The organism is Bacillus cereus group sp. BfR-BA-01453, assembly GCF_022662915.1.
Classification (GTDB): domain Bacteria; phylum Bacillota; class Bacilli; order Bacillales; family Bacillaceae_G; genus Bacillus_A; species Bacillus_A paranthracis.
Genome location: NZ_JAKUEN010000005.1, coordinates 16,261 through 42,213, shown reverse-complemented (window position 1 = coordinate 42,213; position 25,953 = coordinate 16,261). Strand labels below are relative to the sequence as shown.

Sequence of the window (25,953 nt, the reverse complement as noted above, 5' to 3'; positions counted from 1 at the left end):
AACAAACAAAAAAGCCAATGAAAAATCATTGACTTTAACGTGCCGCTTTTTTCTTTTTGAAATACTTTAAACCGAAGTATAGAGCAATAAAGAGAATCGCTCCTATAATTATGTAATGTGTGTAATCAGATGCATACTCTTTAATATGTCGCCAATTTCCACCAAGCTTTTCACCTAAATATATAAATAGTATTGACCATGGAATAATCGCAACTACTGTATACAGTGTGAATAGTTTTAATGGCATCTTAGCTAATCCTGCTGGAATAGAAATTGCATGACGTACGACTGGGATAAAACGTGCCGAAAAGATTACTCCTGCTCCGTAACGCTTAAACCAATTTTCTGCTATGTCTAAATGGTGTTTATTAATAAGCAGATATTTCCCATATTTCTCTACAACTGGACGCCCACCATAGTATCCAAGCCAATATAAAAAGATTTGAGCTAACGTACCACCAATTGTTCCTGCAATAACTGCACCGACAAAACTAATTTTATCATTTGCAACTAAAAAGCCCGCATATGAAAGTACAATTTCACTCGGAATAATTTCAATCATTAAAGCTAACGCTACTCCAAAGTAACCTAAGCTTGCAAAAAATTGCAATAACTGATCTATTATGCTTGCTAACATTTTATTTTCTATCTCCTTTTTTCTTCACATACCATCTCATTATTACATAAAGGTTGCATTCTGCCAATATCTTCATTCCAACAATTTGATCGGCGTAGGCACTATTAATCTATTAATATTTCTTTCATAGGTTCTTTCATATAAGCAAACATTTTTTTAATTTGGTCTTCTGTATTTCTAGCAATCGATAAAGTAGGCAATTCATCCTCACCAAAAAATTCCACATCTTCTGTTTCAATACTCGTCTTCTTTTCACCACCGACAATCTTACAACCTATAAAAATTTTATATACATGTGTTACTGAAGGCGATGGTTGATGTTTTTCTTTATCAAATATAGCAAGTAGTTTAAAATCATCTACTTCAAACCCCGTCTCCTCTAAAACTTCTTTTGCTGCTACTTCTGTCGGCGTATAGCCGATATCAGCCCATCCACCTGGCAGTGCCCATTTTCCATCACTTTTTTCTTTCACAAATAATAACTTTTCATTTTGAAAAACGACTGCTCTTATATCGACTTTAGGTGTTTGATAGCCTGTCTCGCTTGCAAATAACTTCTCTACAACTTCCCAATCTGTCTTAGTGTAATGTGACATCATCGAAATGGAAATATCCCGTAATTGTTGGAAACGTTCTATATCATACACATCCTTAGAATACGTTAAACCCGCTTGAGCTATAGATTGTATTTGTTTTGCCCACTCAATCCATTTTACTGTCATGTTTCCACACCCCATTCTTTATTAAGTACATATTACGTCAATTCTACCAATACATCTTTATTATACAAAAAAAGAGATTGATAATGTTCCAATCTCTTTCAAAATTAATCCAATTCATGTAAATGATCTTGTATATACTTTCTTCTTTTATTTATATATTCCTCAATCATATCAGCTTCTTGATCAAATGTTTCTAATTTTTCTTTCATATATGGATCTTGTAGTAAATAAGGACGAATCGATTCACACAAACTTTCTACTTTCGGCATCATAAATGAAACGGTAAATTGTTCTGCTAATATTTCTTCTAAAATACTTCGGTATTGTTTTCTAAATATAGGTATATCTAACAATCTTGCACTTAATGTGTTATAACCTTGAATACGAATATACTCATGATTAAGTGGTCTCCCTTGTACATCTCGCCCCCAAGTCGCATCATAATCCCACGGTATCACTTCAAATAAGTTCGTTTCATCGTTATGATATAGTGCATAGTTATGAACAAAACCATCAAAGTTTTGCGTAAAAATGACGCCAGCTAACCACCTTAAATATTTGTCTACATGCAAAAACTTTCCAATTTCTTTTTCATAAGCTTCCCTTGACAAAGCGTTCGCTTGAAATACAAATTCACTCAGCTGTTCTTCACTATTTTCATTCGAATATTTAAATTCATAACCTGCAAAAAGCTCGGTCTTAACATCTTTATCTCTCTCACTCATTAAAGAAAAATTCGCATCATCATCTATCGCATAATAAATAGAACCACTCGGTAATCCTCTATTTTTCAAAAAATTTTCATCCACTGATTCTAACTGTAAATATACACCTTGAATTTGACCATTAATTTTTATAAACACATGTTGTGATTTCGGTGAAAGTACACCAATATCATGAAAAAAGTCTAAAGATAATTTATTTCGTATGAGAGACGGATCCATAAACTCAGAATTTAAATGAAACTCTTTCGCACCTTGAAATTTTTTCGGTTTATAAAACATAACATGATAAGATTTCTTCTCAAATTCACGAATATGAGCACCCCGATATACGATATCAATGTCATACTTCTTTTTTCCATAAGTTAATTTTGCTGGCACTGGACTGTCTGACCAAATGTCTTTTTTCAATTCCACTAGGTTCATTGGATGAATAAAAAAATCATATGAAGGTAGCATATTTTCACATCCCTTCTCAGTTCTCTTCATTCAATGTATGCACTTTGCCTTGTCCATACATCCGCTATCAACCATTTATATAAAATTACACTCTTGTCCTGTTCAGAAAGATACCTATATACATATCCTGTTAATGAAAAAGAATACCTTTTCACCTGAATACATGATAAGGAGGATTTCTATGAAACGTGATATTAGAAAAGCTGTTGAGGAAATCAAAAGTGCGGGGATGGAAGATTTCTTACATCAAGATCCAAGTACGTTTGATTGTGATGATGATTGCACTACAAAAATAGAGTGTAGCGAAGATTGTAACTGCCCTACAACAAAATGTACTCGCGTGAAACATTGTACGTTCGTTACAAAATGTACGCATGTTAAAAAGTGGACATTTGTTACGAAATGTACGCGTGTGCGCGTTCAAAAATGGACGTTCGTTACGAAAGTAACACGTAGAAAAGAATGTGTGTTAGTTACAAAACGCACTCGCAGAAAGCATTGTACGTTCGTTACAAAATGTGTACGCTTTGAAAAGAAATTTTACTGGACAAAACGATGTTACTGTAAAAAATGCGAATTCTTCCCTAATGGACACGGTGGCTCTTGCGACGATTCGTGTGATGATGGAAATAAACGGAACGACTGCACAGGTGGCAGACATAAATTCCCATCTTGCAAAAACAAGAAATTCGATCACTTCTGGTACAAAAAACGCAATTGCTAGTTTTTCATACAAAAAAGGCCGTTTTCACGGCCTTTTTTGTATGCTTACTGAAAATGACTTATATCTGCAAATTGCTTCACTTCACCTTTATCTTCTTCAAATTCTATAATACTCAAACTAGCACTATGCATAAATGGATCATCCCACACATTTTCTATTTCAATACCTGCAAAATGTCCTACAAGTAGCTTTGCCGCTGCCGCATGTGAAACAATTAATATACTTTCTCCTTTATGCTTTTCTAAAAGAATCTGCATCCCCTCAATTACCCTTTTATGAACAGCCTCAAAATTTTCTCCTGATGTTGACTGAAAAAGATGTGGTTCATACCAAAATAACTGTATGTCGTCTGGGTATTGCCTTTCTATATCATCAATTGTCTGTCCTTCCCATATACCCATGCTAATTTCATAGAAATGCTCATCCGCGATTATCGGTATATCACGTTCTCCCTTTATTAACTCTGCAGTATGAAGGGTTCTTTCACTCGGACTACTATAAATCGCATGAATAGATAAATCTTTCATCCGCTCTCCTAATTGCTTAGCTTGCAGTATACCATTTTCAGTTAAAGCAGAATTTTTCCGTCCTTGCATTCGCTTCGCTACATTCCATTCCGTTTCACCATGCCTTGTTACATATACCGTTGTCTTCACTTCAATTCCCCCTTACCATGTTGGCCGTAATTCCCACGGTTCTACTCGTCCTACAATCCATTCATCACATTTACTTTCAATTCCTTTTATTACCCCATCCGATATTTCTTCATGAGTAAGCCATCTTGCGTATGTATCTTCTAATATAAAACCTAAAATTATTCTATGATAGCTACATCGCTTACCCCCTATTTTGTGCGAGGCTATTCTCGACGCTTTACTGCCTAAAATATGAAAAACATCGTATGTTTCAGACGACAAGTCTAATTCTCTACAAATAAGTGATAACGCATCTTTTGCACTTGCGTGTATCCATGCGACAACCAATGTTATTGGGCCATTCCTCTCAATTGTGTTTTTAATAGCTAACTTTACACCGTCATCATTATGATAATCTAACGGAAGGCATGTGATACTTTCAGGTGTAGTACTCTCCCGTTTAACATTTTCTAATTTCACTTCATCTCTTCCAATAATAGAAACATGAAACCCTTGCTCACAAAGCCATATAGAAACCCTCTTTAGCATTCCTGTTCCACCAATTACTAGCGCATGCAACTTTCTTTGCCCCCTTAATAAAACGTCATATGAGGTTTATCTTCCCTATAATAATTAAGCCTGTCTTGCAATGTCCCTGAATGAAACTCAAATTTGTGGCCGTCAGGATCAACAAAATATATAGATTCACAGTCCCTTACATCCCGTTCTCTTCCTTGTAAAATATGAACATCGTTTTCTTCTAATCGCTGCAGTAGACGTTCAAAGTCTTTTTGTTCAACAGAAAATGCAATATGCGTATAAGATTGATGAATCTCATTTCTTGGAATATGTATTTCTTCATTAAGCGCTATCCATACTCCACATATATTAAAATATGCAAGTTTTCTCCCTTTAACTAATAATTCTCCTTCCAATACTTTTTCGTAAAATGTAATAGAATCTTCTAAATTAGATACTGAAAAACAAAGATGATTGATTCCTTTTAACAACTCTAATTCCTCCTATACAAATAAAAGATGAGCGAAAATTCACTCATCTTTTATTATACTATTTTTTTGTAATATATGCCCATTTATAACTGAAGTCCCCACCAAACGTATGATTTGCAATTCCTTTTACGTATGGTTTCTCTAAGTATGCGGTACTTTGTTGGTACGTAGGAGAAATGGCAGCATCTTGACCAATTAAGATTTTTTCCGCTTCTGCAAGTGCATTCCAGCGTGCTTTATCATCTTTTAATAGTTCTCCTTTTGATTTCGCTACTAACTCATCATACTTCGGATTAGAATAATCCATTTCATTAAATGAGCTTCCAGTAACAAACATATCAATATAAGTCATTGGATCTGGATAATCTGGACTCCATGCAGATAAAGAGAATTCATATTCAAATTTCTTTTCTAAATCTAACTTCTGTTTATATGGCTGTTGTTTTAAATTCACTTTAATACCAGGTAAATTTTTCTCTAACTCTTCTTTAATAAAGTCTCCTACTTTTTTACGACTACCGTTATCATCATTTAGTAATTCGACTGTAATTGTATCTTGGCCAAGTTCTTTCTTTGCTTCTTCCCATAACTTTTTCGCTTTTGCTGCATTATCTTTACTGTCACGGAAATTTTTATTTACAGAACGGAAATCTTTCCCATCTGGTCCTGTCGTAAATTTTTCAGGTACTAAGAAATATGCTGGCAATGACCCGTCATTTAAAATAACATTTGCAATTCCTTTTTTATCATATGCTAGATCAATCGCTTCACGAACTTTTTGATTTTTAAACGTTGCATTTTTTTGGTTAAATCGTAAGAAATACATACGTGGATCTAACTTCGTTTTAAATTCATCTGGCTTATTCTTTTTATATTTATCAACAAATTCAGAAGTTAAAATAACACGGTCCGCTTGATCACTATCATATAAATTTACTCCTGTACTTGTTTCCTTCACAATATTCACATTAATTTCTTCTAACTTCACAGTATCTTTATCCCAATAATTAGGGTTTTTCTTTAACTGATAACTTCTTTCATGTTTCCATTCACTCATCGTAAACGGTCCATTATATAATAATTTATCTGCTTCTAATCCGTATTTATCTCCTTGTTCTTTCACATATTTTTCATTTAAAGGGAAGAATGTTGGGAATGAAGTAAGCTCAAGGAAATATGGTGCTGGTTGTTCTAATTCTACTACTAACGTTTTATCATCCTTCGCTTTCACTCCTAATTGATCTAACGGTAACTCTCCTTTATTTACTTTCTGTGCATTTTTTACATCAAATAAAATAAATGCATACTCAGCTGCCGTTGCTTTATCTAATGTACGTTGCCATGCATATACAAAATCTTGTGCTCGAACTGGATCACCATTTGACCATTTCGCATCACGTAATTCAAATGTATATGTCTTTTTATCTTCACTAATTTTCACGTCTTTTGCCATACCTGGAGTTGGTTTATTATCTTTATCCAAACGATATAATCCTTCCATTGCATTTACAAAGGCACGGAATGATACAGAGTCTGTTGATTTTGACGTATCCATTGAAGGAATTTCTGCTGTTTCTAGTAAGTTTAATACTTGCTTATCTGCTACCCCCTTACCTGCTTCTTTCTTCGTTGTAGATGCCTTCTCCCCATTTCCGCAACCTGCAACTAATATGCTAGTCGATAATGCAACTGCAGCAATCGTTGTTGCCTTTCTCTTCATTGTTCCTTCCCCCAATCTATATGTATAAAGTGAAACTTTAATCAGTGGGGGGTTCTTCATCCCCCACTGATTATTAGTTGAACCAATCGGGCTTTTATGGGCAGTTGCCCCCCCACCTAACTTCTTTGCTTCCACTGAATTTTGAGGTGGGAGTCTTACTGCCCATTAAAGCGGGATAAATGAAAGCCAGTATAATACATATTATTATACAAAAGATTCAGATTATTTCAAATATTATTTTCGTATATACAAAAAAAGAAGCGGATAGAGAGCTCTACTATCCACTTCTTTTTCTTTTTCTTTTACTTGTAATCCATCCTCTATGTCAAATGGATTTTGAACTTTAAATATTTCGTCCATTATCTTTAAAAATTCTTCCTCATTTTTAGATTCGCCATTAATCATAAGTGAGTATGGCTCAATCTCACCCAATTTATAATCAACAACAAATTGGATCGTAACCTTTTTCCTTGGCATATCCGGACTATCCCCTTGGAACTCTACCAATTCTAATCCTTCAGTGCCACGATAATATGCCCAACCCGGATTTCTAAAATAATTTTCAAACGATTCACCAATTGAAAAGAATGGATATTCATATAGAGAGCTTGTACGAACTTTTTGAATAATATCTCGATCAGTCGGGAAGAAGAAATGGCTGATAAAAATACTAGCAACCGCTAAAATCGTAACAATTGTTGCTCCCATTTTACTCGTTCCACCACTATCACGAATGAGGTACTTTTCAACCGATCCATCTTGAATTTCTCTTGCTTTTATTCGATATATACGCCTTTCTGCAAATTGATAATATAATCCATTCGCAAAAATCGCCATTCCAAATAAAATAAAAACGAGTAATAGAAACGTAAGAGGCACCATATTAATGATCGGCAATGCTACGTTGAAGCCCATATAATAAGAAAACGCATCACACGCTAATAATAACACTACAAATAAAGCTGCAGGTAAATAATACTTACGATATCCGAGCCAACCTACATTGAAAATAGCTGCCCAACCATTCCAGCTCCACCTAGCAATCCGCTTTTCCTCAAGCTCCCATTTCCTTTTGTAATACGGATATTGTCTCCCTACATATACTTCTAATTCCTTGTCTATTAGCGAACTTCCTTCACCCTGTTCAGTATGCAAAGTCCGCTGGCAACTTTCACAATTTAACTGATTTTCCTCGCAAAGTTGCCCACAATTTATACATTTCAAAACAATCCCTCTTCCCATCCATACGTCATTTCAAAATACCTTCGTGTTTTAATAACCACTCTTTCCTCCATAAACCGCCCGCATACCCAACAAGTTTCCCGCTCTTTCCTATTACACGATGACACGGAACGATTATTGAAATCGGATTGCGACTATTTGCTCCTCCTATTGCTCGTACAGCTTTCGTATTTCCGACTTTCTCTGCAATATCTAAATATGAAGCACTTACGCCATAAGGAATCGTATAGAGCGCATCCCATACATTTTTTTGAAATGCTGTTCCCTCAGGAGACAACGGGACTGTGAACTCTTTTCTATTCCCCTTAAAATATTCATCGAGCTCATTTATACATTGATCTATCATTTCATTTGTATGTTCTTCTTGTCTCTCATCAACAAATATAACAGACGTAATTCCTTTATCGTTCGCTGTAATTTCTAGCAAGCCTAATTCACTTTCATAATAAGCTTGGTACATATGTCATCCTCCAATTCAATTCATATTCATTATTGTAACACGAATAGACAAAATTTTTCGTATAAGCGTTTTATTCGAGAAACAAAAACGAGAATGATACAATGTAAGAAAATTCAATCTAGGAGGCTATTGGATGAATTACAAACTTTTTTCACCTTATACAATTAAAGACGTTACATTAAAAAACCGGATTGTTATGTCACCTATGTGCATGTATTCATCGAAAAACGAGGATGGCCAAGTAACGAATTTCCATCTTATTCATTATGGAACAAGAGCTGCTGGTCAAGTTGGTTTAGTTATGATTGAAGCAACAGCGGTGTTACCTGAAGGTCGAATTTCAAATAAAGACTTAGGCATTTGGGATGACAGTTTAATTGAAGGCTTACATAAAGCGACAACTTTTATACACGATAATGGTGCAAAAGCTGCCATTCAACTCGCTCATGCTGGAAGAAAAGCAGAATTAGAAACAGATGCGTTAGCTCCTTCAGCCATTCCATTTAATGAAACAATGAAAATGCCAATAGAAATGAGCAAACACCAAATTAAAGATACTGTATTAGCTTTTCAGCAAGCTGCAGTACGATCCAAACAAGCTGGATTTGACGTTATTGAAATACACGGTGCTCACGGTTATCTTATTAATGAATTTCTTTCTCCACTTACCAATAAGCGGACTGATGAATATGGTGGTTCACCTGAAAATCGATATCGTTTCTTACGCAAAATCATTGAATCGATAAATGAAGTTTGGAACGGACCGCTATTTGTTCGTATTTCAGCAAATGATTATCATCCTGACGGGTTAACAGTTCAAGATTATGTACAATATACGAAATGGATGAAAGAACAAGGAGTAGATTTAATCGATTGTAGCTCTGGGGCTGTTGTACCTGCGCACATCGATGTTTACCCTGGGTATCAGGTACAATATGCTAAACATATTAAAGAGCATGCTAACATTGCAACTGGTGCAGTTGGATTGATTACTACCGGTGCACAAGCAGAGCAAATTTTAAACAATAACGAAGCAGATTTAATTTTTATCGGACGTGAGTTACTTCGCAATCCTTACTTCCCAAGAATAGCCGCCAATGAACTTGGCTTTGAGTTAGAAGAACCGTATCAATACGAGCGGGCGCCTGGGAAAATCAGTACAAATAAATAAAACCGAGAAGCTTTTCTTCTCGGTTTTATTTATTCTATCGTTGTAATTTCATTCGAATTATAAATATGGATACCTGATTCTTCTCGCAATGCAGTTATATACATCCCTTTCGCCACATCTTTAGCTGAAATTGGTTTATACTTTTTGAATGCCCCCTTAAATATAAAAGGAATCATACGAGATAATTTTTCCGCCATTCGTTCACCAAAGCGAAATTCTTGTCGGTTTCCTACTAATAAAGATGGCCTAAAAATGTGAATACCACCGATTACTAACTTTTGCAATTCCTCTTCCATTCTTCCTTTCACTTGTGAGTAAAAGAAAAACGATTTAGGATTCGCTCCCATTGAGGACACAACAAGGAAATTTTGCACCCCTTGTTTTTCAGCTAAACAAGCCGCTCGTAACGTATATTCATAATCTACCTTTTTGAAATTAGCTTTCGTTTTTGCTTTTTTAATTGTTGTTCCAAGACAACTAAATACGTCATCTACAGCAAAGAACTCTTTATATTCCTCTAATGCCAAATAATCTACTTGCTTTTGCTGTAACTTTTCATGTTGCCATTGCATTGGTTCTCTTACAAAAATAGTAACCGAATCGTAGTAATCTGATTCAAGTAATAGACGCGTTATCTCTTGTCCAACTAAACCACTTGCACCAAGTACTAACGCTGTTCGCTTATTCATATATGCATATACCTCTTATTTTACTTTTCTCTCCTTCAGTAACATACAACTTTTAGGAGTTTCCTTCTCTCATTTTACCACAAGTAAAGCACTATGCGTACGCATAGTGCTTTACTCACTCTTTTTTCTCATCTTTCTCTCGTAATTTTGTGACTGTTGATGCATCTCCTAAATTACTTATTAATCTTCTTAAAAAAATTAAGACTACGGCTAACGGTAATACTACCGCTAATATCAATAAAATAGCTTCCATTAAGTAACCCAAGCACTCATCCCCCTCTACACCCTCCTTTCATATATATGAACACAGCGTTGTCACATATGCATGTATCCGCAAAAATAACACATCTATATTTGACAACTTTATAACAAAATCAAATCGGAATGATTATTATTTATTGCAACTTTATAAAAGATGTATTATACTAAGTTCGCAAACTAAAACGTAATTATTCCGTTTTGTATTAAAATGATATTTTTTTCTATAATCGGGGAAAATATATCCGTAAAAAAAGAAAAGAGGAGAACTTCATGCCTAAAAGATTGACTATACTTTCATTCTTACTTATTTTCACTTTAATTTTTACTGGCTGCTCAAATACAAAAGAAGGTAATGCGAAGAAAGACGGAAAGCTAACTGTTTATACAACTATTTTTCCTCTTGCAGATTTCGCAAAAAAAATTGGTGGCGACTATGTAACTGTTGAAGCAATTTACCCACCTGGTGCAGATTCTCATACATTTGAACCAAGTCAAAAACAAACAGTGCAAGTTGCAAAAGCCGATTTATTTGTTTATAACGGCGCTGAATTAGAACCATTTGCTGAAAAAATGGAAAAATCATTACAAAAAGAAAACGTTAAAATTGTAAATGCATCAAAAGGTATTGAACTGCGTACTTCTACTGAAGAAGAGCATCATGATCACGGAGAGGGCCATAAAGAGGATGAACATCATCACGATAAAGACCCACACATTTGGTTAGACCCTACTCTAGCAATGAAACAAGCAGAAAAAATTAAAAATGCACTTGTAGAATTACAACCTGACCATAAACAAGAGTTCGAAAAAAACTTTGCAGCACTTCAAACAAAATTTACTGATTTAGATGATCAATTTAAAGCAGCAGTTGCGAATGCAAAAACGAAAGATATTTTAGTTTCTCATGCGGCTTATGGATACTGGGAACAACGCTATGGCCTGAAACAAATTGCTATCGCCGGTATTTCAGCTTCTGATGAACCATCTCAAAAACAACTTGCTGACATTACAAAAACAGTAAAAGAACATAATCTAAAATATATTTTATTTGAAACATTTTCTACTCCAAAAGTAGCATCCGTTATTCAAAAAGAAACAGGTACAAAGATTTTACGCTTAAATCACTTAGCTACTATTTCTGAAGATGATGCGAAGAGCAATAAAGATTACTTCACTTTAATGGAAGAAAACGTAAACACATTGAAAGAAGCTACTAACTAACCAACTTTTGATAAGAAGAGGCTGTCTCAAAAGGTCTTTAAATAAGACCTTTTGGAGACAGTTTTTTATTTTAACTTTAATATGGATGAGAAAATCTTTAAGAATCAAGAGTAGTTCATTTTAGAGATGTAGTTTCAATTGAAACTACATCTTTTCATGCTCATAAAAACTCTATATCCACTTCACATTTACATTAGATTCATCCATAATTTTCTCATATAATATAGCTATTTTTTCTTAATGGAGAAGAGACATTGGTAGGGGTATTTAGTAGTGATTTAGATAGATTTATACCTGCTACCAAAAATAAATAATGGAGGTTGTTTTTTGTGATTAGAAAAGGTTTATATGGGGTGTATCAAGGCAAAGAGTATTCTTTAGGTAAAGAAGATGGTGAATTCATTAATATTGTTTCAAGAGACATTGCGGAGTTAAAAAATGGGTTTATACCTCATGCGTGGGATAATAATCTATTGATAAAACAAGTTAAAAAGTCAGATTTAGATGCTGCCTATAATGTTACATTATTCGCAAAATATAAAGGACATAATTTCGGAGTACTAACTGCAAGCGAATTCAAAGTAGTTATTGCTACAAATAATCCACAGGTAGGACACGAACTAAATATGTCTGTACCAGGTCGTGGGGAATTTCATATGGAAGTAAATAGGACAGATGTTGAGTTAATTGAAGAAAAAAAACCTATATGGGGATTTACACTAGATATAGACAATTAATTACACCAAATAAAAGCAGAACCTTATAAGGGTTCTGCTTTTATAATCCTTACCTATTTTGTAACAATAGCAAATCCTAAACCAGCATCTTTATTTTAACTAGCTATCCAAATTGATAAATATAAGGATCAATATGTTCCTAAAAACACAATCCAGAATTTCTCCTGTAGGATATTACATACAGCAGACAATACAAAACCAAGTGCCCTTCAACGAGCTCAATGTGCAGTGGATTGAAATATTGAACTCGCTAATAGAGATGCTCTTATTAGCATAATGAAGCATAAACATTAAAGAGGTTGTCCCCAAAGTAGCTATTCAGCTATTTTGGGGACAACCCCTTCTTTTTTATGTGTTTCTGCTTGACTTGACCAAAATAACAAGTAAAATTATCCATATTAGCTTTTAAGCTATATTAATTTAGAAGGTGAGTTGGAATTATGACTCTTCACATTTGTGAAGTAACAGAAAAAAATTGGCGTTCGGTAGCTGCTTTAAACGTCGCAAAAGACCAGCAGCAATTTATTGAAAGTAATGCGTTTTCTCTAGCAGAATCATTATATGAGGGAAACGGAACGTCAGTAGGTTTATATGATGGAGAAACACTTGTAGGATATGCAATGTATGGATGGTATTGGGAAAAACGTAAAAGCGTATGGTTAGACCGCTTTATGATTGACCAACGCTATCAAGGAAAAGGATACGCAAAACGTTTCCTTCGCTTACTTATTCAATTCTTACAAAATAAATTTGAATGTAAAACAATTTATTTAAGTTTACATCCAGACAACAAACCCGCAATGGGATTATATGAGTCATTTGGCTTCCGTTTAAATGGCGATATTGATGATGAAGGCCCTGTTGTAGGTGTTGTAATGGAGTTACTTTTAGATGAACATACAAGCCTGTGAAAACAGGTTTTTTTAGTCCTTCGTTTTTGGCAATCTAGTATTTTTCTACAAAACACTTAGTTAAGTCCCAAAAATAAGCCTGCAATAAACGCAGACTTATTTCACACACTCCTCAAAATGTTCTTGGAACCATTCTTTATTAATATCTTTTCCGATGAAAACAACTTCACTTACTCGATCTTCGCCCTCTTGCCACTCTCTATCATACGAAGCAGCAAACAGTGTATGCACACCTTGGAAAACGATACGTTTATCCACTCCATCAATCGATAAAATCCCTTTGTAGCGATATAAGTATTCTCCTAGTTCTTGAACGACAGCTGACATCCACTCATTCAGTTTTTGTAAATCTAACGGACGCTCTTCACGTAGTACAAACGATTTTACACCTTCTAGATGATTATGCTCTGTATGAGGATAGATTTGTAACGTATCCTTCGTTTTAAACGTTTGAATTTTTAGTAACGATGGAATATCCACATCACAGTTAATCGACTGAATTAACTTTGCAGTCGGGTTTATTCCTTGAAGTTCATGTAAGAGATTTTCTTTTTCATTCTCTTCAATTAAATCTAACTTATTCACTAATACAACATCAGCAAATGCGATTTGTTCTTTTGCTTCTAGCCCTTTTTCAAAATGTTTATGTATATGATAACTATCTACTACTGTTACAACACCATTAATTTGGTATGCAGATTGAATAACAGGATCTAAAAAGAATGTTTGAATAATAGGACCTGGATTTGCAAGACCAGTCGTTTCAATTACTAATCCATCAAAGTCCATTTTACCTTCTGCTTTTACATCCAGTAATTGTTTTAACGCAACGAGTAAATCCTCACGTACAGTACAGCACAAACAGCCGTTTGTCATTTCCATAATTTCTTCTTCAACATTCATAATCAACTGATTATCAATACCAATTTGCCCGATTTCATTTACAATTACCGCCAATTTCTTACCGTGATTCTCTGTTAAAATACGATTTAATAATGTCGTTTTCCCAGATCCAAGAAAACCAGTTAATATTGTTACTGGAATCATTTCGTCCTCTCCTTCTAGCTATATGTTTCTACATTATAACATATAGAAATAATCGTTTTTGTAGCAAAACATATTTATTGTTTGTACGCCCCTCTAACTATATAATAATATGTAGTAAGAAAGCCTTTTCAAAAAAATAATCATTCATCAAGGGGGTACTATAATGGAACGAGTTCAAATGGCCGAAACACTCGAATTTTCTCGTATTATTCAAGGCTTTTGGCGTTTAGCAGAATGGAATATGACGAAACAAGAATTACTTTCTTTCATTGAAGATTGTATGGATATGGGAATTACTACTTTTGATCACGCTGATATTTATGGTGGCTATACGTGTGAAGGACTGTTCGGAGAAGCGTTACAACTAAAGCCTTCCTTACGTGAAAACATGCAAATCATCACAAAATGTGGAATCGCTCCCCCATCACCGAAATTTCCAGAGCGATATGTTGCTCACTACAACACTAGTGCAGAACATATTATTCAAAGTGCAGAAGCATCACTTAAAAATTTACATACAGATTATATTGACGTATTACTTATCCATCGTCCTGATCCTTTCATGGATCCAAATGAAGTGGCAGAAGCGTTTTTACGCTTAAAGCAAGAAGGAAAAGTTCGTCATTTTGGTGTATCTAACTTCTTACCTTCACAATTTAATATGTTAAGTTCATACTTAGATTTCCCGCTTATTACGAACCAAATTGAAGTATCTGCACTGCAACTTGAGCATTTTGAAAAAGGAACAGTTGATTTATGTCAGGAGAAACGAATCAACCCAATGATTTGGTCACCTCTTGCTGGCGGAGAAATCTTTACTGGTCAATCAGAACGCGCTGTACGTGTACGTGAAACCGTTCAAAAAGTCGCTACTGAACTAGGTGTTACTAGCATCGATACTGTTATGTATGCATGGTTACTTGCACATCCAGCTAATATGATGCCGATCGTTGGCTCTGGTAAATTAGATCGTGTTAAAACGGCCGCTCTTGCTACAAAAGTTAACTTAGACCGTCAACAATGGTTTACAATTTTCGAAAGTTCTAACGGACATCCTGTACCATAATACACAAAAAGAAGAGCCGTTTCTTTACAGCTCTTCTTTTTCATATGTATTTCTCGTCATAGCAAAGACACACATATCTCTTAATCCATTTCCATCTACTGCAACACTCGCACTTTCTAACGTACCTTCTAATTTGAAGCCCAATTTTTCAGGGATCGCTCTACTCTTCTTATTTAAAGCATCACAACGAATTTCTATGCGGTTTGCTTTTAGTTCAGAAAAGGCGAAATCCGTTATCCCCTTTGCAGCCTCTACCATATAGCCCTTTCCACTAAATCTTGAATCAATCCAATACCCGATTTCAAATTGAGGTATATCCCAATTAATACGGTGTAATCCACTAGAAGCAATAAATTCACCTGTTTCTTTCGAAAAAACTAGTAACCTTAAATCCTCACGCTGCAAAAATTGAATATGCGATTTTCTAATGCTCACTTCTACTTCTTCCTCTGTTTGCTCTTTCTGTGCAAAAACCATCCAAGGTTTTAATTCTTTCATAGAAGCTTGAATGGCATCGTATACAGCTTTACCATCACCTGGTTTTGGCATTCGAATCAATAGCCTTTCAGTATAAAATTCAGAAGGAAAATCGAATAATAGCGGATTCACTTTCAACACTCCTTATAATTCTTTTATATATAATAATATCCATCTCAAACTATACAGTAAAGAAATTTCTGAATTTTATACATTTAATTCATTTACATCTACCGCAACACGAACGCCAGATTCAATTGCCCCTTGTATCCATCCGTGATATAACGTTGTATGGTCTCCAGCAAAGAATATTCTTCCCTCTGGTTTGACAATCGCTGGTTGCAACTCTGATTCTTGACCTGCCTGAAATAGAGCAAACCCTCCAAGTGCATATGGATCCAACGTCCAACTTTTTGATATACCAGATAAGAATTCATCATATACTTGACCGCCTAATATCGTTGCTAAGTTTTGTAATGTGTAATAAATACGGTCACCCTTTGATAACCCATCCCATAACAACGCATCATAAGACCATGTATAGCTGCCTAACATTATAGCAGGTCCTTTTTCTCCAATTCCATGACTTGGATAATATGCGTAACGAATTGGCAAATCTGTTATAATTCTGCCACCTAACTGTCCTTGTTCTTCCCAAAATCGACTTTTAAATTGAATTCCTATTTTTGTCGCTGGCATATAATGCAATTCACGAATTGCTTTCCATTTCTCATGAGATATAGAATCAAATGGATCTACTTCTACAAACCGCATTGTCGAAAACGGAATGGTAACAATAACTAAGTCCCCTGTAATACTACTATATTCAAACGTTTCTTCGTTTCGATAGAAAGCTGTCACACCATTATCATGCTGATGTAGCTTCATTAATTTTTGATTATATATAATATCTTCCTCTAATTGTGGTAAAAAAGATTTTGGCAATCTATCATTACCGCCTATTATTTCACAAAATCCGCTCTCCTCTTGCATAATGTATAAAAAACGTAATGTCTCAACGAATGACCTTTCTAAAAAACCTTCTAAATCCAACAAAACGCCAATCATCTCAATTGTTACTGGTGAAAAGTAAGTATTATATTGATAAGGGTGATATTTTAAAAATTGTCCTGTAGAGTATCTCCCAAAATCCTTTACTACAACATCCCAATTTTTCTCTGGGTTCTTTTTAATAAAATTTATAATAGGCTGTACCGCTAACAATAATAGCTCCTCAGACGTTTTCCCAACTTCATTCATTTCCACAGGATACTTTAATATACTTGGCTCTTTTTCATATTGTTTTAATGTCGTTTTTCGGCCGTTTACGTAAATAATATCAGTCTCATTCCTATTAATAAAAGGGCTTACCTGTAGCCCAAATTTTCTTATATATGCCATCGTTAATGTATGCGAATACGGAATTCTCATCGCCCCTACATCCAAATATAAACCGGTATCTTCCATTCTAACTGTCTCTATGCGGCCACCTACCCGGTTGTTTGCCTCAAAAATCTTCACTTCATGTCCCGCAGCTTTTAATAAAGATGCCGAAACTAATCCAGCCATGCCGGCCCCTACTACAATAATTTGCTTCGGGCTCGTCGTCTTCTTTAATCCTTTATCTATAATTTTTAATGTTTCATCCATCTCCGTGTTATACATTATATCTTTCTGCACAATTCCACCCCTTACTTCATCAAATGGGCATTAGTCGTTTAGTGCATTTTATTCATAAATTTCTATAAACATAACAACAGAGCAAGTTGAATATTCACTAAAAATACATAAGAGATAGCTCTCACATCTCTTTACGCTTCGTATAATATAGCAACAGCAAATAAGGAGTGGTTGAAAATGAAACCAACTTACGACTACAATGCTACAAAAAAGTATTTAGAAGAAAAGAAACAACAGCTATGCAACCAACTTAGTAATATGCATCTATCTAAAAAAGAACGTGAACAACTAAAACTTGAGATTGATAACTACGAATATATTTTAAATGTAGTCGAAATGAATCATTATGAACGAGGATTTTCACGTTAAAAGTGGATATGTAATTTATCCACTTTTTATTTTGAGCATTTTATTACGCATTTTTCGTAAGTAAATATATAATAGGATGTACATTAAGATTGAGAGGTATATTCTATGATCAAATTAAGTGTATTAGACCAATCCCCTATTTCAGATGGTAGTACAGCAACCCAAGCTTTTTCACATACAGTTACGCTTGCGCAAGAAGTTGAAAAACTCGGATATACACGCTTTTGGGTATCAGAGCATCACAATTCTGTAAGCCTTGCTGGTTCAAGTCCAGAAATACTTATTTCTCATATTGCAGCAAAAACGGAGCGTATGAGAGTTGGTTCGGGTGGTGTTATGTTACCTCACTATAGCCCGTATAAAGTTGCTGAGAATTTCCGTGTTTTAGAAGCGCTTTATCCGAATCGTATTGACCTTGGTGTCGGCAGAGCACCTGGCGGTATGCCAATTGCAACTCGCGCACTTCAAGAAGGAAAAATGGTCTCACTTGATCAATATCCAGAACAAATTGCAGATGTTGCAATGTACTTACATGATCAAGTACCAGAAAACCATCATTATGCGAATTTAAAAGCTACTCCTGTGATTCCAACATCTCCCGACATGTGGTTGCTTGGCTCTAGTGGAGAGAGTGCAAAGATTGCTGCACAACAAGGTGCTTCTTTTGCATTCGCACAGTTCATAAACGGATACGGTGGACCCGAGGTAATGGAGGCCTATCAAAAACAATTCCAACCTTCCTATTTAGGAGATAAACCAAAATCAATCGTAGCTATTTTTGTTATTTGCGGTGAAACAACTGAAGAGGCGGAAAAAATTGCTTCTAGTTTAGATTTATCAATCTTATTACTAGAACAAGGAAAGCGTACAACTGGTACTCCTTCTATTGAAACTGCTCAAAATTATTCATACAGCGCGTATGATTTATTCCGTATAAAAGAAAATCGTCAACGTATGATTGTCGGTGATCCGTCTTCTGTAAAAGAAAAAATTATAAACTTAAGCAAAGCGTATAATACTGAAGAATTTATGATTGTCACAATTACTCATCGATTTGAAGATAAATTAAATTCTTATCGCTTATTAGCAAATGCTTTTAATTTATAATTTTAAAAAGGAGATACATCACATATGATGCATCTCCTTTTCTTACTACTTATCGTTTTCATTCCCTATATATTCAATAGCTTCTTTCAATACCTCTTCAAAGTGAATAGGATAATCATGATTTAAGTTAGGTATAATTTTATACTTATGTTCTATATTCTTATCTCTTAATAATTGTACAAATTGCTGTGCGCATTCGAAACAATCTTCATCTTGATCACCGCAGACTATATATCCCTTTATATGTTTATCCTGTAGTACTCCCAGCAACTCATTCCATTCTTCAACCTCTGGAAGCCACGGTGCCATAAAAATAAACCCATCCACAGCTATATCTTTTTTTAAAATTGTATATAGAGCTACTCTTGCTCCAGCAGAAAAACCGCCAATTATTACATTTTCTACTGTACGGTTCTCTATAAGCTTATCGTAATGCTCTTTTAGTTCTTCTTTCCCTCTATGTAAATCATCCCATACAAACCCATCTGAAAACTGGATTTTCGAAGACTGTGGTAAAGCTAACGTATAATTTTGTGCCAAAACAGATTTCCAATATGGTTCTACTATTGCTATATTTTCTTGATCACCATGCATTGCAATAAATAGTTTTTCTTTTTTCTTACTGTCTATATATTTCACATCTGCTCGTTCTGTTTTCTTTGCTAACTCTTCTCTTTCTTTACATAATTGAACCATTTGATGAAACTCTTCAAATTTATGTAGTGGTTTTAAATCGTCGTCCGAAATTAAATACTCATTTCCATACCAAAAACCCTTTTCTATAATAGCTTCCTTCATTAAATGCAACGCTTCTTCTTCAAGTCCTGCTGCACTCGCTAATGCATATTTAAAATTATATATTTGAGCCTCATTCCCTACTATACCTTTAGCATGCTCCATTATATAAGTATATGCTTCCAAACTTCCTTTACTTGCATAGCAATGTAACGTTTCATTTAATAATTGAATGTAAGTCATACTATTTTTCATGCACCCATCCCCCGTAACCTTTTATAATATTTATTTTTCAAACCTTTATACCATTCTGTAATCTTTGTATAAAACTCATGCTAACAATACTCTATTCTTGGCGTGATACTTAATCGTTACTCCTCTTTATCCAATAAGTTTAGTAAAAAGTTTAATAAACTGAAAAATCAATAATTTAATAACCCCAAAAAAAAGACAACAATATATTTATTGTTGTTTTCACTACATCTACCCACTCTTTTGTTTTTTTCTATCTGGTTTACTTGAAACTAAATAATGTTTTTCTGAAATATATAAGTCTCTTTTTAATATACGATCTAAGTAAGGTCCTAGTTTCATTCCGCATATGAGGCGATCTTCACTACCTTCTACAATTGGAAACATTTCTTTTTCTGTTACATATTGATCTACTGCCTTTTGTACAATATCAATTTCTTTAACTAGGTTTAGATTTTCTTCTGTATGTTCAAATACCTCAAGCGTTTCCTTCGTAATAAGAAAATGGTTTGTTGGAAATGCAGGTAAATACGGCTTTAACAAATCATAATTCACTGTATAATCATCATTTACTAATACTGTATAAACGATATTAGCATTCTTTTCTAGAAACTTGGCCATCGCTTGTTCCAATTCATCTTTCGTAATTTCACGCTCTTCTTTTCCAGTTTTGAAAAAGCGAAACATCGCATCGCCTCCTTTTTACTATATTATAGCATAAAAGAAAACTGAAAAATCACAAAAAAGTCATTGAAAGAATTTTTCAATGACTTTTTTCTTTATATTCTTATATTTATCCCGCTTTAATGGGCAGTAAGCCCCCCCACTGATTAAAGTTTCACTTTATTTTAAGAACGCACTTAGCATCCATACATGTTGTTCTAATGTTGTATGAATTGCTAACAACATGTCCGCTGATGTTTCATCGCCCGCTTCACCAGCAACTTCCATGCCTTCTTTTAATTCTTGAATCAATGCAGAGTAATCATTCACTAATGTTTGCACCATTTCTTCTGCAGATTCCTTGCTTGTCCCTTCATTCACACTAGATGTTGCCAAATATTCTTTCATTGTCGCTAACGGCTTACCTTCCAATGCTAAAATACGTTCTGCTAATTCATCAATATACGTTCCAGCTTCATTGTAAAACTCTTCAAATTTCTCATGTAATGTAAAGAAGTGTGGTCCTGTCACATACCAATGATAATTATGTAGTTTCACATATAACACATTCCAGTTTGCTACCTGCTTGTTTAATACTTCAACAACATTTGTTTTCGTACTCATACAATCCACTCCTCTTATCATTTCATAATGTTTGTCTTTTAAGAACCTAGTTACATATTACCATACTTTTCCTATCCTCTCGAACGATTGGCTCATATGTAACAAAGTTTTAACACCTTTAATACTTCCCTAATATCTTTTCATTCATGTATGTTTTCTAACAGTTCATACGTCTAATTGTCCAAGCTCATACATATGCATAATAGTAAATCAAGCTCATCGTAGTAGAAAGAGGGATAACATGGACAATCAACAATGGCAAGTAGCAAAGAAAGTCGCTGCTACTTATATTGGAACAGTCGTTGGAGCTGGATTTGCTACTGGACGAGAAATTGTTGAATTTTTTACAGTGAACGGATTTTATGGAACTATTGGTATATGTGTAAGTGGATTTTTTTTTATTTGGCTTGGCACAAAAATGATGTTACTCTCCTCGCAAATCGGTGCATTTTCAGCGCAAGAATTTAACAAATACTTATTTGGGGATGTATTTGGAAATGTTGTAAATACACTATTATTACTCGTATTATTTGGTGTAACGAGCGTTATGTTATCAGGCGCTGGAGCGGTATTTGAAGAGCAACTTCGTTTACCAAGACAACTCGGTATTTTCATTACAGTAATCGCCTGTCTCATTATAGGTAGTCGCGGATTACAAGGGGTTTTTGAAGTTAATACACTTGTCGTACCTATTATGATGATTTTCATTATCGGACTTGCTATTACAACGTTTTTTCACGGTACAACTCCTATTCGTAACACTATTCCTGCAGAAAGCTGGAATATGAAGTGGATAACTAGTCCTATTACATATGTCGCCTTAAATCTTTCTCTCGCCCAAAGCGTCCTCGTCCCGTTAGCCAGTGAAGTAAAAGATCGAAAGGCCATTTTATGGGGCGGTATTTTAGGTGGGGCAGGACTTTCTTTAATATTATTATGTAGCCATTTAGCTATTTTATCAGTCGACCAATTTTATCAATATAACATTCCAATGGCTGAAGTCATAAGAAAATTCAATGCCACTTTTCACTTTTTCTTTGTTCTTATCATTTTCGGTGAAGTATTCACAACTTTAGTTGGCAATGTGTTCGGAATGACAAAACAAATGCAATCCATCACTGGCTGGAAAAATAACAATATTATTTTCTTCATTTTACTAATAAGCTATTGCTTTAGTTACGTTGGTTACAGTGAATTACTCCACATTCTATATCCTATAATCGGGTGGGTCAGCATCGTTTTACTTCCGATTATTGCTTTTAAACAACTTCAAAAAACATAAAAGAAGCATCCATGTTATTGGATGCTTCTTTTATATGTTCATTCACAATCATCACACACTTCCCAGTACGGCCCCATTTCGAGTGCTAAATACGGCTTTAATTGCAACCGAATCATCCGACTAGGCATACGTTCTAAAACGAATTGAATCCCTTCTTCTTCTTCATCTAATTCAACTTTTGAAATCGGAATTCTTTGCATCGTCGAAATAGGCATTCCATCTTTATATAAAGTGATTTTCACCTCATCATATTCATTAAAATACAATTCAACACTCATTTGATTTTTCAACATTTCATTAACAATTTCATATTTATCATTTCGTTCCTGGATTATATATTTCCAGCCGCCTCTACCTTCTTCTTTCGGAGCTGCTTGAAACAATGTCATCAAATCCTCGTATAGCATAAGATAACCCCTCTCTTACTAAAAAACGATGAGTATTTTATATACCCTTTATCTCTATCAATATCCATATGTATTGTACCATATATCGCCGTTTTTACCGTATTCATTTGCTTCATAAGTATATAAAACACTTTATTCAGTCTTCATTATTATGTGGCTTACTTTATTACTTAATCCCCCTTAAATTTTAAACCTATTCCCAATCATTATTTGCTCACATCAAAAAAAGAGAGTGACTTACATCACTCTCCTTAAAAGAACTTTCCAGTAGCTGCTAATGCTAATACTAGTATTAAAATTGTAAATACTAATGATACAATGAAACTAAAAATAGGTAATGCTTTCTTTTCATTCTTCTTAAAGAGTAACTTTAAACTAAGAAAGATGTTTACTGGTACAAATATAAAATAAAAGTATTTAACAATTTGCACCGAACTATTTGAAAGTGCTTTTAAAATAAACACTTCAATGAGAAAAACAATGAAAAACGAAATACTTAACCAAAATGAGACATAACTAAGCCAAGAATGTCTTTTGGTCCCCCAGTACACTCCCATATTAATAATCTCCTTTATTTGCATTCTATATGATTATAATTATACATAAAGTTAACAAATACCTCTATTTTTCGACAAATATTATACATGATATACCTTGAAACATCATAAACATACTCTCTATCACATTTCATGTTACATAGTAAAATCAGACTACCCCAAAATCGCATACTGCTATTTTGGGGTAGTCTGTCCTTTATTATACTTTAAATCTTTCAATTAACCCTTGTAATTCTTCAGCCATTTGAGATAACGTACCCGCCGCAGAACTAATTTCCTCAATGGACGCTAATTGTTCTTCTGCTGATGCTGCAACGTTTTGAGTACTCGTCGCATTATTCTGCGCTGTCATTGCAATTTGTCCTACCGAAATAGACACTTCATTTGCACCTTTTGACATCCCGTTAGCCGTTTCAACCATCGTTTTAATTTGATCGGCAATTTCGTTTGTAGATTGTAAAATCTCAGTAAAGTTTTGCTTCGTTTCATTTGCAATAACAAGTCCAGATTGAACTTCTTCATTTACATGACCCATAGACTTTACCGTCTTACTCATGTCATCTTGTATTTCACATATTAATTTACTTATTTCACTAGAAGATACGCTAGACTTCTCCGCCAATTTACGTACTTCATCTGCAACAATTGCAAATCCTCTTCCGTGTTCTCCCGCTCTTGCAGCTTCAATTGCCGCATTCAAAGCTAGAAGATTTGTTTGATCTGCAATATTTTGAATTACTTCTAATATGTCACCAATTTGCTTTGATTTATTATTTAATAACTGAATAACCTCATCTGATTGTGAAACAGATTCTGCAATTGACTGCATTTGATTTACTGTTTTTCCGACTAGTTTTCCACCATTCTCTGCTTTTTCACGAGTATGAGCAGAAGCCGTACTAATTGATGATGAACTATTTGCTACATGCTGAATGCCTTCTGTTACATCAAATAGTAACATTGCACCATTTTCTACACTTGTCGTTTGCGTTGTTGCCCCGCTTGATATTTCGTCCATTGCCATCGTAATTTGCTCAGTTGCTTCACTCGCCTGTCTTACACTTGCCGTTAGCTCTTCTGATGCTGCTGCAACATGTCCAGCCGAAGTATTAATTCTTCCGATTAATGTTCGCAATGCATCTGTCATCTCATTAAATCCTTTTGCAAGTTGACCGATTTCATCATTAGAATGAATATCAATTGTTTGCGTTAGATCTCCCTCACTTATTTCTTTAGAAGTGACAACTAATCTTTTTAATGGCTTCGTTATAGAAAGCGTCACAAAATAAATAAGTGCCCCGCCTATAACTAATGAAATGAACATAACAATTAACATATTATAAAATACAGGCTGCGCAGCTTCAATTACTTCATTTGAGTACATCGTCCCACTGATTTTCCAACCTGTTTTTACATTTGTAGCAAATACCATTTGTTTTTCGCTACCGTCATACGTATAAGAAAAAGCACCATGATTATCTTCATAAATTTTCTTCGCCCAAGAATCGGCTGCTTTTTCTCCTGATTTTTCTTGAGGGTGTGCAATTATTTTTTGTTTCCCATCTAAAATGAAAGCATATCCCTTTTTACCAATATTAATTAACTTCGTTGTTTTTAATAAATTATCTAAACTTAAATCTACCGCTACAACACTGTTTTTATCTTCTGCTTGTTTTGCAATCGTTACGACAATATGTCCATTTCCTTTTGCCTTATACGGCTCAGTAATTACAATACCACCTTGTTTTGCCACTGCATCTTTATACCAAGAACGTTCTGTTGGATCATAGTCTGCTGCCATTTGTATATTTGGTTCTTGTACAAATTTTTTATCATTGCCCGCAACATATACTTGTTCCACATCTTTATTCAAATTGATATATTGAGATAGCATTTTTCTTAATTCATCCTGATTATCCCCTTGATACATATTACCTTGAATCACTCGCGCAAAATTATTTACATCATTAAATTTCGCCTCAATCATTTGATTAATTAAATTATCTAATATTTTTATATTGTCGTGAGCACTACTCGTAATTTGTGATTCAAAATTCTTTTTAGCTGTTTGATAAGACATGCCTCCGATAATAGAGACAGCCGCAATTAAAATGATGAAAAATGAAATTAGTAGTTTTTTTGCTACTTTCATATCACGAAACGAATTTAATAGTCTACCCATTACAAACCTCCTGCTTTTCAATTTTATAAGGTAAATCTTGTTAATTGCAAATATTTCCCATTCCCGAATTATTATTTTCATAACCTATTATGATGAATACTTTGTAAAGTTTAAACAAATAAATTCTATTTGTCTATATATTTGAATAATATTATTATAAAATTTACAAATGTAAAAAACCAAA

General features: G+C 34.4%; 29 protein-coding genes. 9 read left to right on the top strand and 20 right to left on the bottom strand.

The features are described from left to right. Positions 1-34 precede the first annotated feature (34 nt). From uptA to cotH, 3 genes are all read right to left on the bottom strand, one after another. The gene (uptA, locus tag MR070_RS12495) at positions 35-637 is read right to left on the bottom strand and encodes an undecaprenyl phosphate transporter UptA (protein ID WP_242261417.1); all 603 of its coding nucleotides are present in this window, start codon (positions 635-637) and stop codon (positions 35-37) included. A gap of 104 nt (positions 638-741) precedes the next feature. Further along, the gene (locus MR070_RS12490) at positions 742-1,359 is read right to left on the bottom strand and encodes an NUDIX hydrolase N-terminal domain-containing protein (protein WP_242261416.1); all 618 of its coding nucleotides are present in this window, start codon (positions 1,357-1,359) and stop codon (positions 742-744) included. A 104-nt stretch (positions 1,360-1,463) separates the two neighbouring features. Continuing rightward, positions 1,464-2,540, bottom strand: a complete 1,077-nt coding sequence (gene cotH / locus MR070_RS12485; RefSeq protein ID WP_000937980.1) for a spore coat protein CotH — start codon at positions 2,538-2,540, stop codon at positions 1,464-1,466. 181 nt (positions 2,541-2,721) lie between these two features. Here cotH and exsB point away from each other — a divergent pair, with 181 nt between their 5' ends. Then, a complete protein-coding gene (gene exsB, locus MR070_RS12480; RefSeq protein WP_138322119.1) occupies positions 2,722-3,264 on the top strand; it encodes an exosporium protein ExsB in 543 nt (180 codons plus the stop codon). A 44-nt stretch (positions 3,265-3,308) separates the two neighbouring features. Here exsB and MR070_RS12475 read toward each other — a convergent pair whose 3' ends face one another. From MR070_RS12475 to MR070_RS12450, 6 genes are all read right to left on the bottom strand, one after another. Continuing rightward, positions 3,309-3,920: a phosphoserine phosphatase 1 gene (locus MR070_RS12475; protein WP_000859178.1), complete on the bottom strand. Its 612-nt coding sequence runs from the start codon at positions 3,918-3,920 to the stop codon at positions 3,309-3,311. A gap of 12 nt (positions 3,921-3,932) precedes the next feature. Continuing rightward, positions 3,933-4,478, bottom strand: a complete 546-nt coding sequence (locus MR070_RS12470) for a short-chain dehydrogenase (protein ID WP_000543142.1) — start codon at positions 4,476-4,478, stop codon at positions 3,933-3,935. 14 nt (positions 4,479-4,492) lie between these two features. After that, positions 4,493-4,909 carry a FosBx1 family fosfomycin resistance bacillithiol transferase gene (gene fosB, locus MR070_RS12465; RefSeq protein ID WP_000911685.1) on the bottom strand — a complete coding sequence of 139 codons (417 nt, stop codon included), beginning with the start codon at positions 4,907-4,909 and terminating at the stop codon, positions 4,493-4,495. Between the two features lie 58 nt (positions 4,910-4,967). Continuing rightward, positions 4,968-6,629, bottom strand: a complete 1,662-nt coding sequence (locus MR070_RS12460) for a peptide ABC transporter substrate-binding protein (protein WP_000823004.1) — start codon at positions 6,627-6,629, stop codon at positions 4,968-4,970. Between the two features lie 234 nt (positions 6,630-6,863). Next, entirely contained in the window at positions 6,864-7,853 is a 990-nt protein-coding gene (locus tag MR070_RS12455; protein ID WP_242261415.1) for a DUF2628 domain-containing protein, read from the bottom strand. Between the two features lie 25 nt (positions 7,854-7,878). Next, positions 7,879-8,331, bottom strand: coding sequence for a methylated-DNA--[protein]-cysteine S-methyltransferase (locus tag MR070_RS12450; RefSeq protein WP_000283894.1), 453 nt, complete (start codon positions 8,329-8,331; stop codon positions 7,879-7,881). Positions 8,332-8,464: 133 nt separating this feature from the next. Between MR070_RS12450 and namA the strand changes: the two genes are divergently transcribed. Next, entirely contained in the window at positions 8,465-9,502 is a 1,038-nt protein-coding gene (namA, locus tag MR070_RS12445) for an NADPH dehydrogenase NamA (protein ID WP_001107025.1), read from the top strand. Positions 9,503-9,531: 29 nt separating this feature from the next. On the opposite strand, the gene MR070_RS12440 is transcribed toward namA, so the two are convergent. After that, complete coding sequence (locus MR070_RS12440; protein ID WP_001042754.1) at positions 9,532-10,191, bottom strand: oxidoreductase; 660 nt, start codon at positions 10,189-10,191, stop codon at positions 9,532-9,534. Between the two features lie 115 nt (positions 10,192-10,306). Then, positions 10,307-10,456 carry a hypothetical protein gene (locus tag MR070_RS12435; protein ID WP_000540927.1) on the bottom strand — a complete coding sequence of 50 codons (150 nt, stop codon included), beginning with the start codon at positions 10,454-10,456 and terminating at the stop codon, positions 10,307-10,309. A gap of 266 nt (positions 10,457-10,722) precedes the next feature. Here MR070_RS12435 and MR070_RS12430 point away from each other — a divergent pair, with 266 nt between their 5' ends. From MR070_RS12430 to MR070_RS12420, 3 genes are all read left to right on the top strand, one after another. Then, positions 10,723-11,673: a metal ABC transporter substrate-binding protein gene (locus MR070_RS12430; protein WP_242261414.1), complete on the top strand. Its 951-nt coding sequence runs from the start codon at positions 10,723-10,725 to the stop codon at positions 11,671-11,673. A 329-nt stretch (positions 11,674-12,002) separates the two neighbouring features. Beyond that, entirely contained in the window at positions 12,003-12,410 is a 408-nt protein-coding gene (locus tag MR070_RS12425; RefSeq protein ID WP_000619626.1) for a hypothetical protein, read from the top strand. 440 nt (positions 12,411-12,850) lie between these two features. Further along, positions 12,851-13,321 carry a GNAT family N-acetyltransferase gene (locus MR070_RS12420; RefSeq protein WP_070805833.1) on the top strand — a complete coding sequence of 157 codons (471 nt, stop codon included), beginning with the start codon at positions 12,851-12,853 and terminating at the stop codon, positions 13,319-13,321. Positions 13,322-13,417: 96 nt separating this feature from the next. On the opposite strand, the gene MR070_RS12415 is transcribed toward MR070_RS12420, so the two are convergent. After that, positions 13,418-14,368, bottom strand: coding sequence for a CobW family GTP-binding protein (locus MR070_RS12415; protein ID WP_001990322.1), 951 nt, complete (start codon positions 14,366-14,368; stop codon positions 13,418-13,420). Positions 14,369-14,531: 163 nt separating this feature from the next. Between MR070_RS12415 and MR070_RS12410 the strand changes: the two genes are divergently transcribed. Beyond that, positions 14,532-15,434, top strand: coding sequence for an aldo/keto reductase (locus MR070_RS12410; RefSeq protein WP_071736224.1), 903 nt, complete (start codon positions 14,532-14,534; stop codon positions 15,432-15,434). A gap of 24 nt (positions 15,435-15,458) precedes the next feature. Here the strand turns inward: MR070_RS12410 and MR070_RS12405 are convergent, their stop codons facing one another. Both MR070_RS12405 and MR070_RS12400 read right to left on the bottom strand, forming a co-directional pair. Continuing rightward, complete coding sequence (locus MR070_RS12405) at positions 15,459-16,043, bottom strand: GNAT family N-acetyltransferase (protein WP_001068761.1); 585 nt, start codon at positions 16,041-16,043, stop codon at positions 15,459-15,461. A 75-nt stretch (positions 16,044-16,118) separates the two neighbouring features. Continuing rightward, entirely contained in the window at positions 16,119-17,591 is a 1,473-nt protein-coding gene (locus tag MR070_RS12400; protein ID WP_001168135.1) for a flavin monoamine oxidase family protein, read from the bottom strand. A 177-nt stretch (positions 17,592-17,768) separates the two neighbouring features. On the opposite strand from MR070_RS12400, the gene MR070_RS12395 reads away from it, so the two are divergent. Continuing rightward, positions 17,769-17,960 carry a DUF3896 domain-containing protein gene (locus tag MR070_RS12395; RefSeq protein WP_000805519.1) on the top strand — a complete coding sequence of 64 codons (192 nt, stop codon included), beginning with the start codon at positions 17,769-17,771 and terminating at the stop codon, positions 17,958-17,960. 105 nt (positions 17,961-18,065) lie between these two features. Further along, a complete protein-coding gene (locus tag MR070_RS12390; RefSeq protein ID WP_197225505.1) occupies positions 18,066-19,067 on the top strand; it encodes an LLM class flavin-dependent oxidoreductase in 1,002 nt (333 codons plus the stop codon). A 45-nt stretch (positions 19,068-19,112) separates the two neighbouring features. Here the strand turns inward: MR070_RS12390 and MR070_RS12385 are convergent, their stop codons facing one another. From MR070_RS12385 to MR070_RS12375, 3 genes are all read right to left on the bottom strand, one after another. Then, positions 19,113-20,057 (bottom strand): alpha/beta hydrolase, encoded by a 945-nt coding sequence (locus MR070_RS12385; protein WP_242261413.1) that lies wholly within the window; start codon positions 20,055-20,057, stop codon positions 19,113-19,115. Between the two features lie 228 nt (positions 20,058-20,285). After that, positions 20,286-20,741, bottom strand: a complete 456-nt coding sequence (locus MR070_RS12380) for a DUF3939 domain-containing protein (RefSeq protein WP_000488187.1) — start codon at positions 20,739-20,741, stop codon at positions 20,286-20,288. Positions 20,742-20,897: 156 nt separating this feature from the next. Beyond that, positions 20,898-21,341: a Dps family protein gene (locus MR070_RS12375; protein ID WP_000105198.1), complete on the bottom strand. Its 444-nt coding sequence runs from the start codon at positions 21,339-21,341 to the stop codon at positions 20,898-20,900. 241 nt (positions 21,342-21,582) lie between these two features. On the opposite strand from MR070_RS12375, the gene MR070_RS12370 reads away from it, so the two are divergent. Further along, positions 21,583-22,623, top strand: coding sequence for a YkvI family membrane protein (locus MR070_RS12370; protein ID WP_000370193.1), 1,041 nt, complete (start codon positions 21,583-21,585; stop codon positions 22,621-22,623). 38 nt (positions 22,624-22,661) lie between these two features. On the opposite strand, the gene MR070_RS12365 is transcribed toward MR070_RS12370, so the two are convergent. The 3 genes from MR070_RS12365 to MR070_RS12355 all read right to left on the bottom strand — a co-directional run bounded on the left by MR070_RS12365 (position 22,662) and on the right by MR070_RS12355 (position 25,769). Next, positions 22,662-23,030 carry a DUF3979 family protein gene (locus tag MR070_RS12365; protein WP_242261412.1) on the bottom strand — a complete coding sequence of 123 codons (369 nt, stop codon included), beginning with the start codon at positions 23,028-23,030 and terminating at the stop codon, positions 22,662-22,664. 251 nt (positions 23,031-23,281) lie between these two features. Next, positions 23,282-23,587, bottom strand: a complete 306-nt coding sequence (locus MR070_RS12360) for a hypothetical protein (protein ID WP_000539567.1) — start codon at positions 23,585-23,587, stop codon at positions 23,282-23,284. 199 nt (positions 23,588-23,786) lie between these two features. Beyond that, a complete protein-coding gene (locus MR070_RS12355) occupies positions 23,787-25,769 on the bottom strand; it encodes a HAMP domain-containing methyl-accepting chemotaxis protein (RefSeq protein WP_242261411.1) in 1,983 nt (660 codons plus the stop codon). Positions 25,770-25,953 lie beyond the last annotated feature (184 nt).

Coding starts and splice junctions, on each gene's coding strand:
- uptA (WP_242261417.1), bottom strand. CDS start 637: ATGTTAGCAAGCATAATAGATCAGTTATTGCAATTTTTTGCAAGCTTA.
- MR070_RS12490 (WP_242261416.1), bottom strand. CDS start 1,359: ATGACAGTAAAATGGATTGAGTGGGCAAAACAAATACAATCTATAGCT.
- cotH (WP_000937980.1), bottom strand. CDS start 2,540: ATGCTACCTTCATATGATTTTTTTATTCATCCAATGAACCTAGTGGAA.
- exsB (WP_138322119.1), top strand. CDS start 2,722: ATGAAACGTGATATTAGAAAAGCTGTTGAGGAAATCAAAAGTGCGGGG.
- MR070_RS12460 (WP_000823004.1), bottom strand. CDS start 6,629: ATGAAGAGAAAGGCAACAACGATTGCTGCAGTTGCATTATCGACTAGC.
- MR070_RS12450 (WP_000283894.1), bottom strand. CDS start 8,331: ATGTACCAAGCTTATTATGAAAGTGAATTAGGCTTGCTAGAAATTACA.
- namA (WP_001107025.1), top strand. CDS start 8,465: ATGAATTACAAACTTTTTTCACCTTATACAATTAAAGACGTTACATTA.
- MR070_RS12440 (WP_001042754.1), bottom strand. CDS start 10,191: ATGAATAAGCGAACAGCGTTAGTACTTGGTGCAAGTGGTTTAGTTGGA.
- MR070_RS12430 (WP_242261414.1), top strand. CDS start 10,723: ATGCCTAAAAGATTGACTATACTTTCATTCTTACTTATTTTCACTTTA.
- MR070_RS12420 (WP_070805833.1), top strand. CDS start 12,851: ATGACTCTTCACATTTGTGAAGTAACAGAAAAAAATTGGCGTTCGGTA.
- MR070_RS12415 (WP_001990322.1), bottom strand. CDS start 14,368: ATGATTCCAGTAACAATATTAACTGGTTTTCTTGGATCTGGGAAAACG.
- MR070_RS12410 (WP_071736224.1), top strand. CDS start 14,532: ATGGAACGAGTTCAAATGGCCGAAACACTCGAATTTTCTCGTATTATT.
- MR070_RS12395 (WP_000805519.1), top strand. CDS start 17,769: ATGAAACCAACTTACGACTACAATGCTACAAAAAAGTATTTAGAAGAA.
- MR070_RS12390 (WP_197225505.1), top strand. CDS start 18,066: ATGATCAAATTAAGTGTATTAGACCAATCCCCTATTTCAGATGGTAGT.
- MR070_RS12385 (WP_242261413.1), bottom strand. CDS start 20,057: ATGAAAAATAGTATGACTTACATTCAATTATTAAATGAAACGTTACAT.
- MR070_RS12380 (WP_000488187.1), bottom strand. CDS start 20,741: ATGTTTCGCTTTTTCAAAACTGGAAAAGAAGAGCGTGAAATTACGAAA.
- MR070_RS12375 (WP_000105198.1), bottom strand. CDS start 21,341: ATGAGTACGAAAACAAATGTTGTTGAAGTATTAAACAAGCAGGTAGCA.
- MR070_RS12370 (WP_000370193.1), top strand. CDS start 21,583: ATGGACAATCAACAATGGCAAGTAGCAAAGAAAGTCGCTGCTACTTAT.
- MR070_RS12365 (WP_242261412.1), bottom strand. CDS start 23,030: ATGCTATACGAGGATTTGATGACATTGTTTCAAGCAGCTCCGAAAGAA.
- MR070_RS12360 (WP_000539567.1), bottom strand. CDS start 23,587: ATGGGAGTGTACTGGGGGACCAAAAGACATTCTTGGCTTAGTTATGTC.
- MR070_RS12355 (WP_242261411.1), bottom strand. CDS start 25,769: ATGGGTAGACTATTAAATTCGTTTCGTGATATGAAAGTAGCAAAAAAA.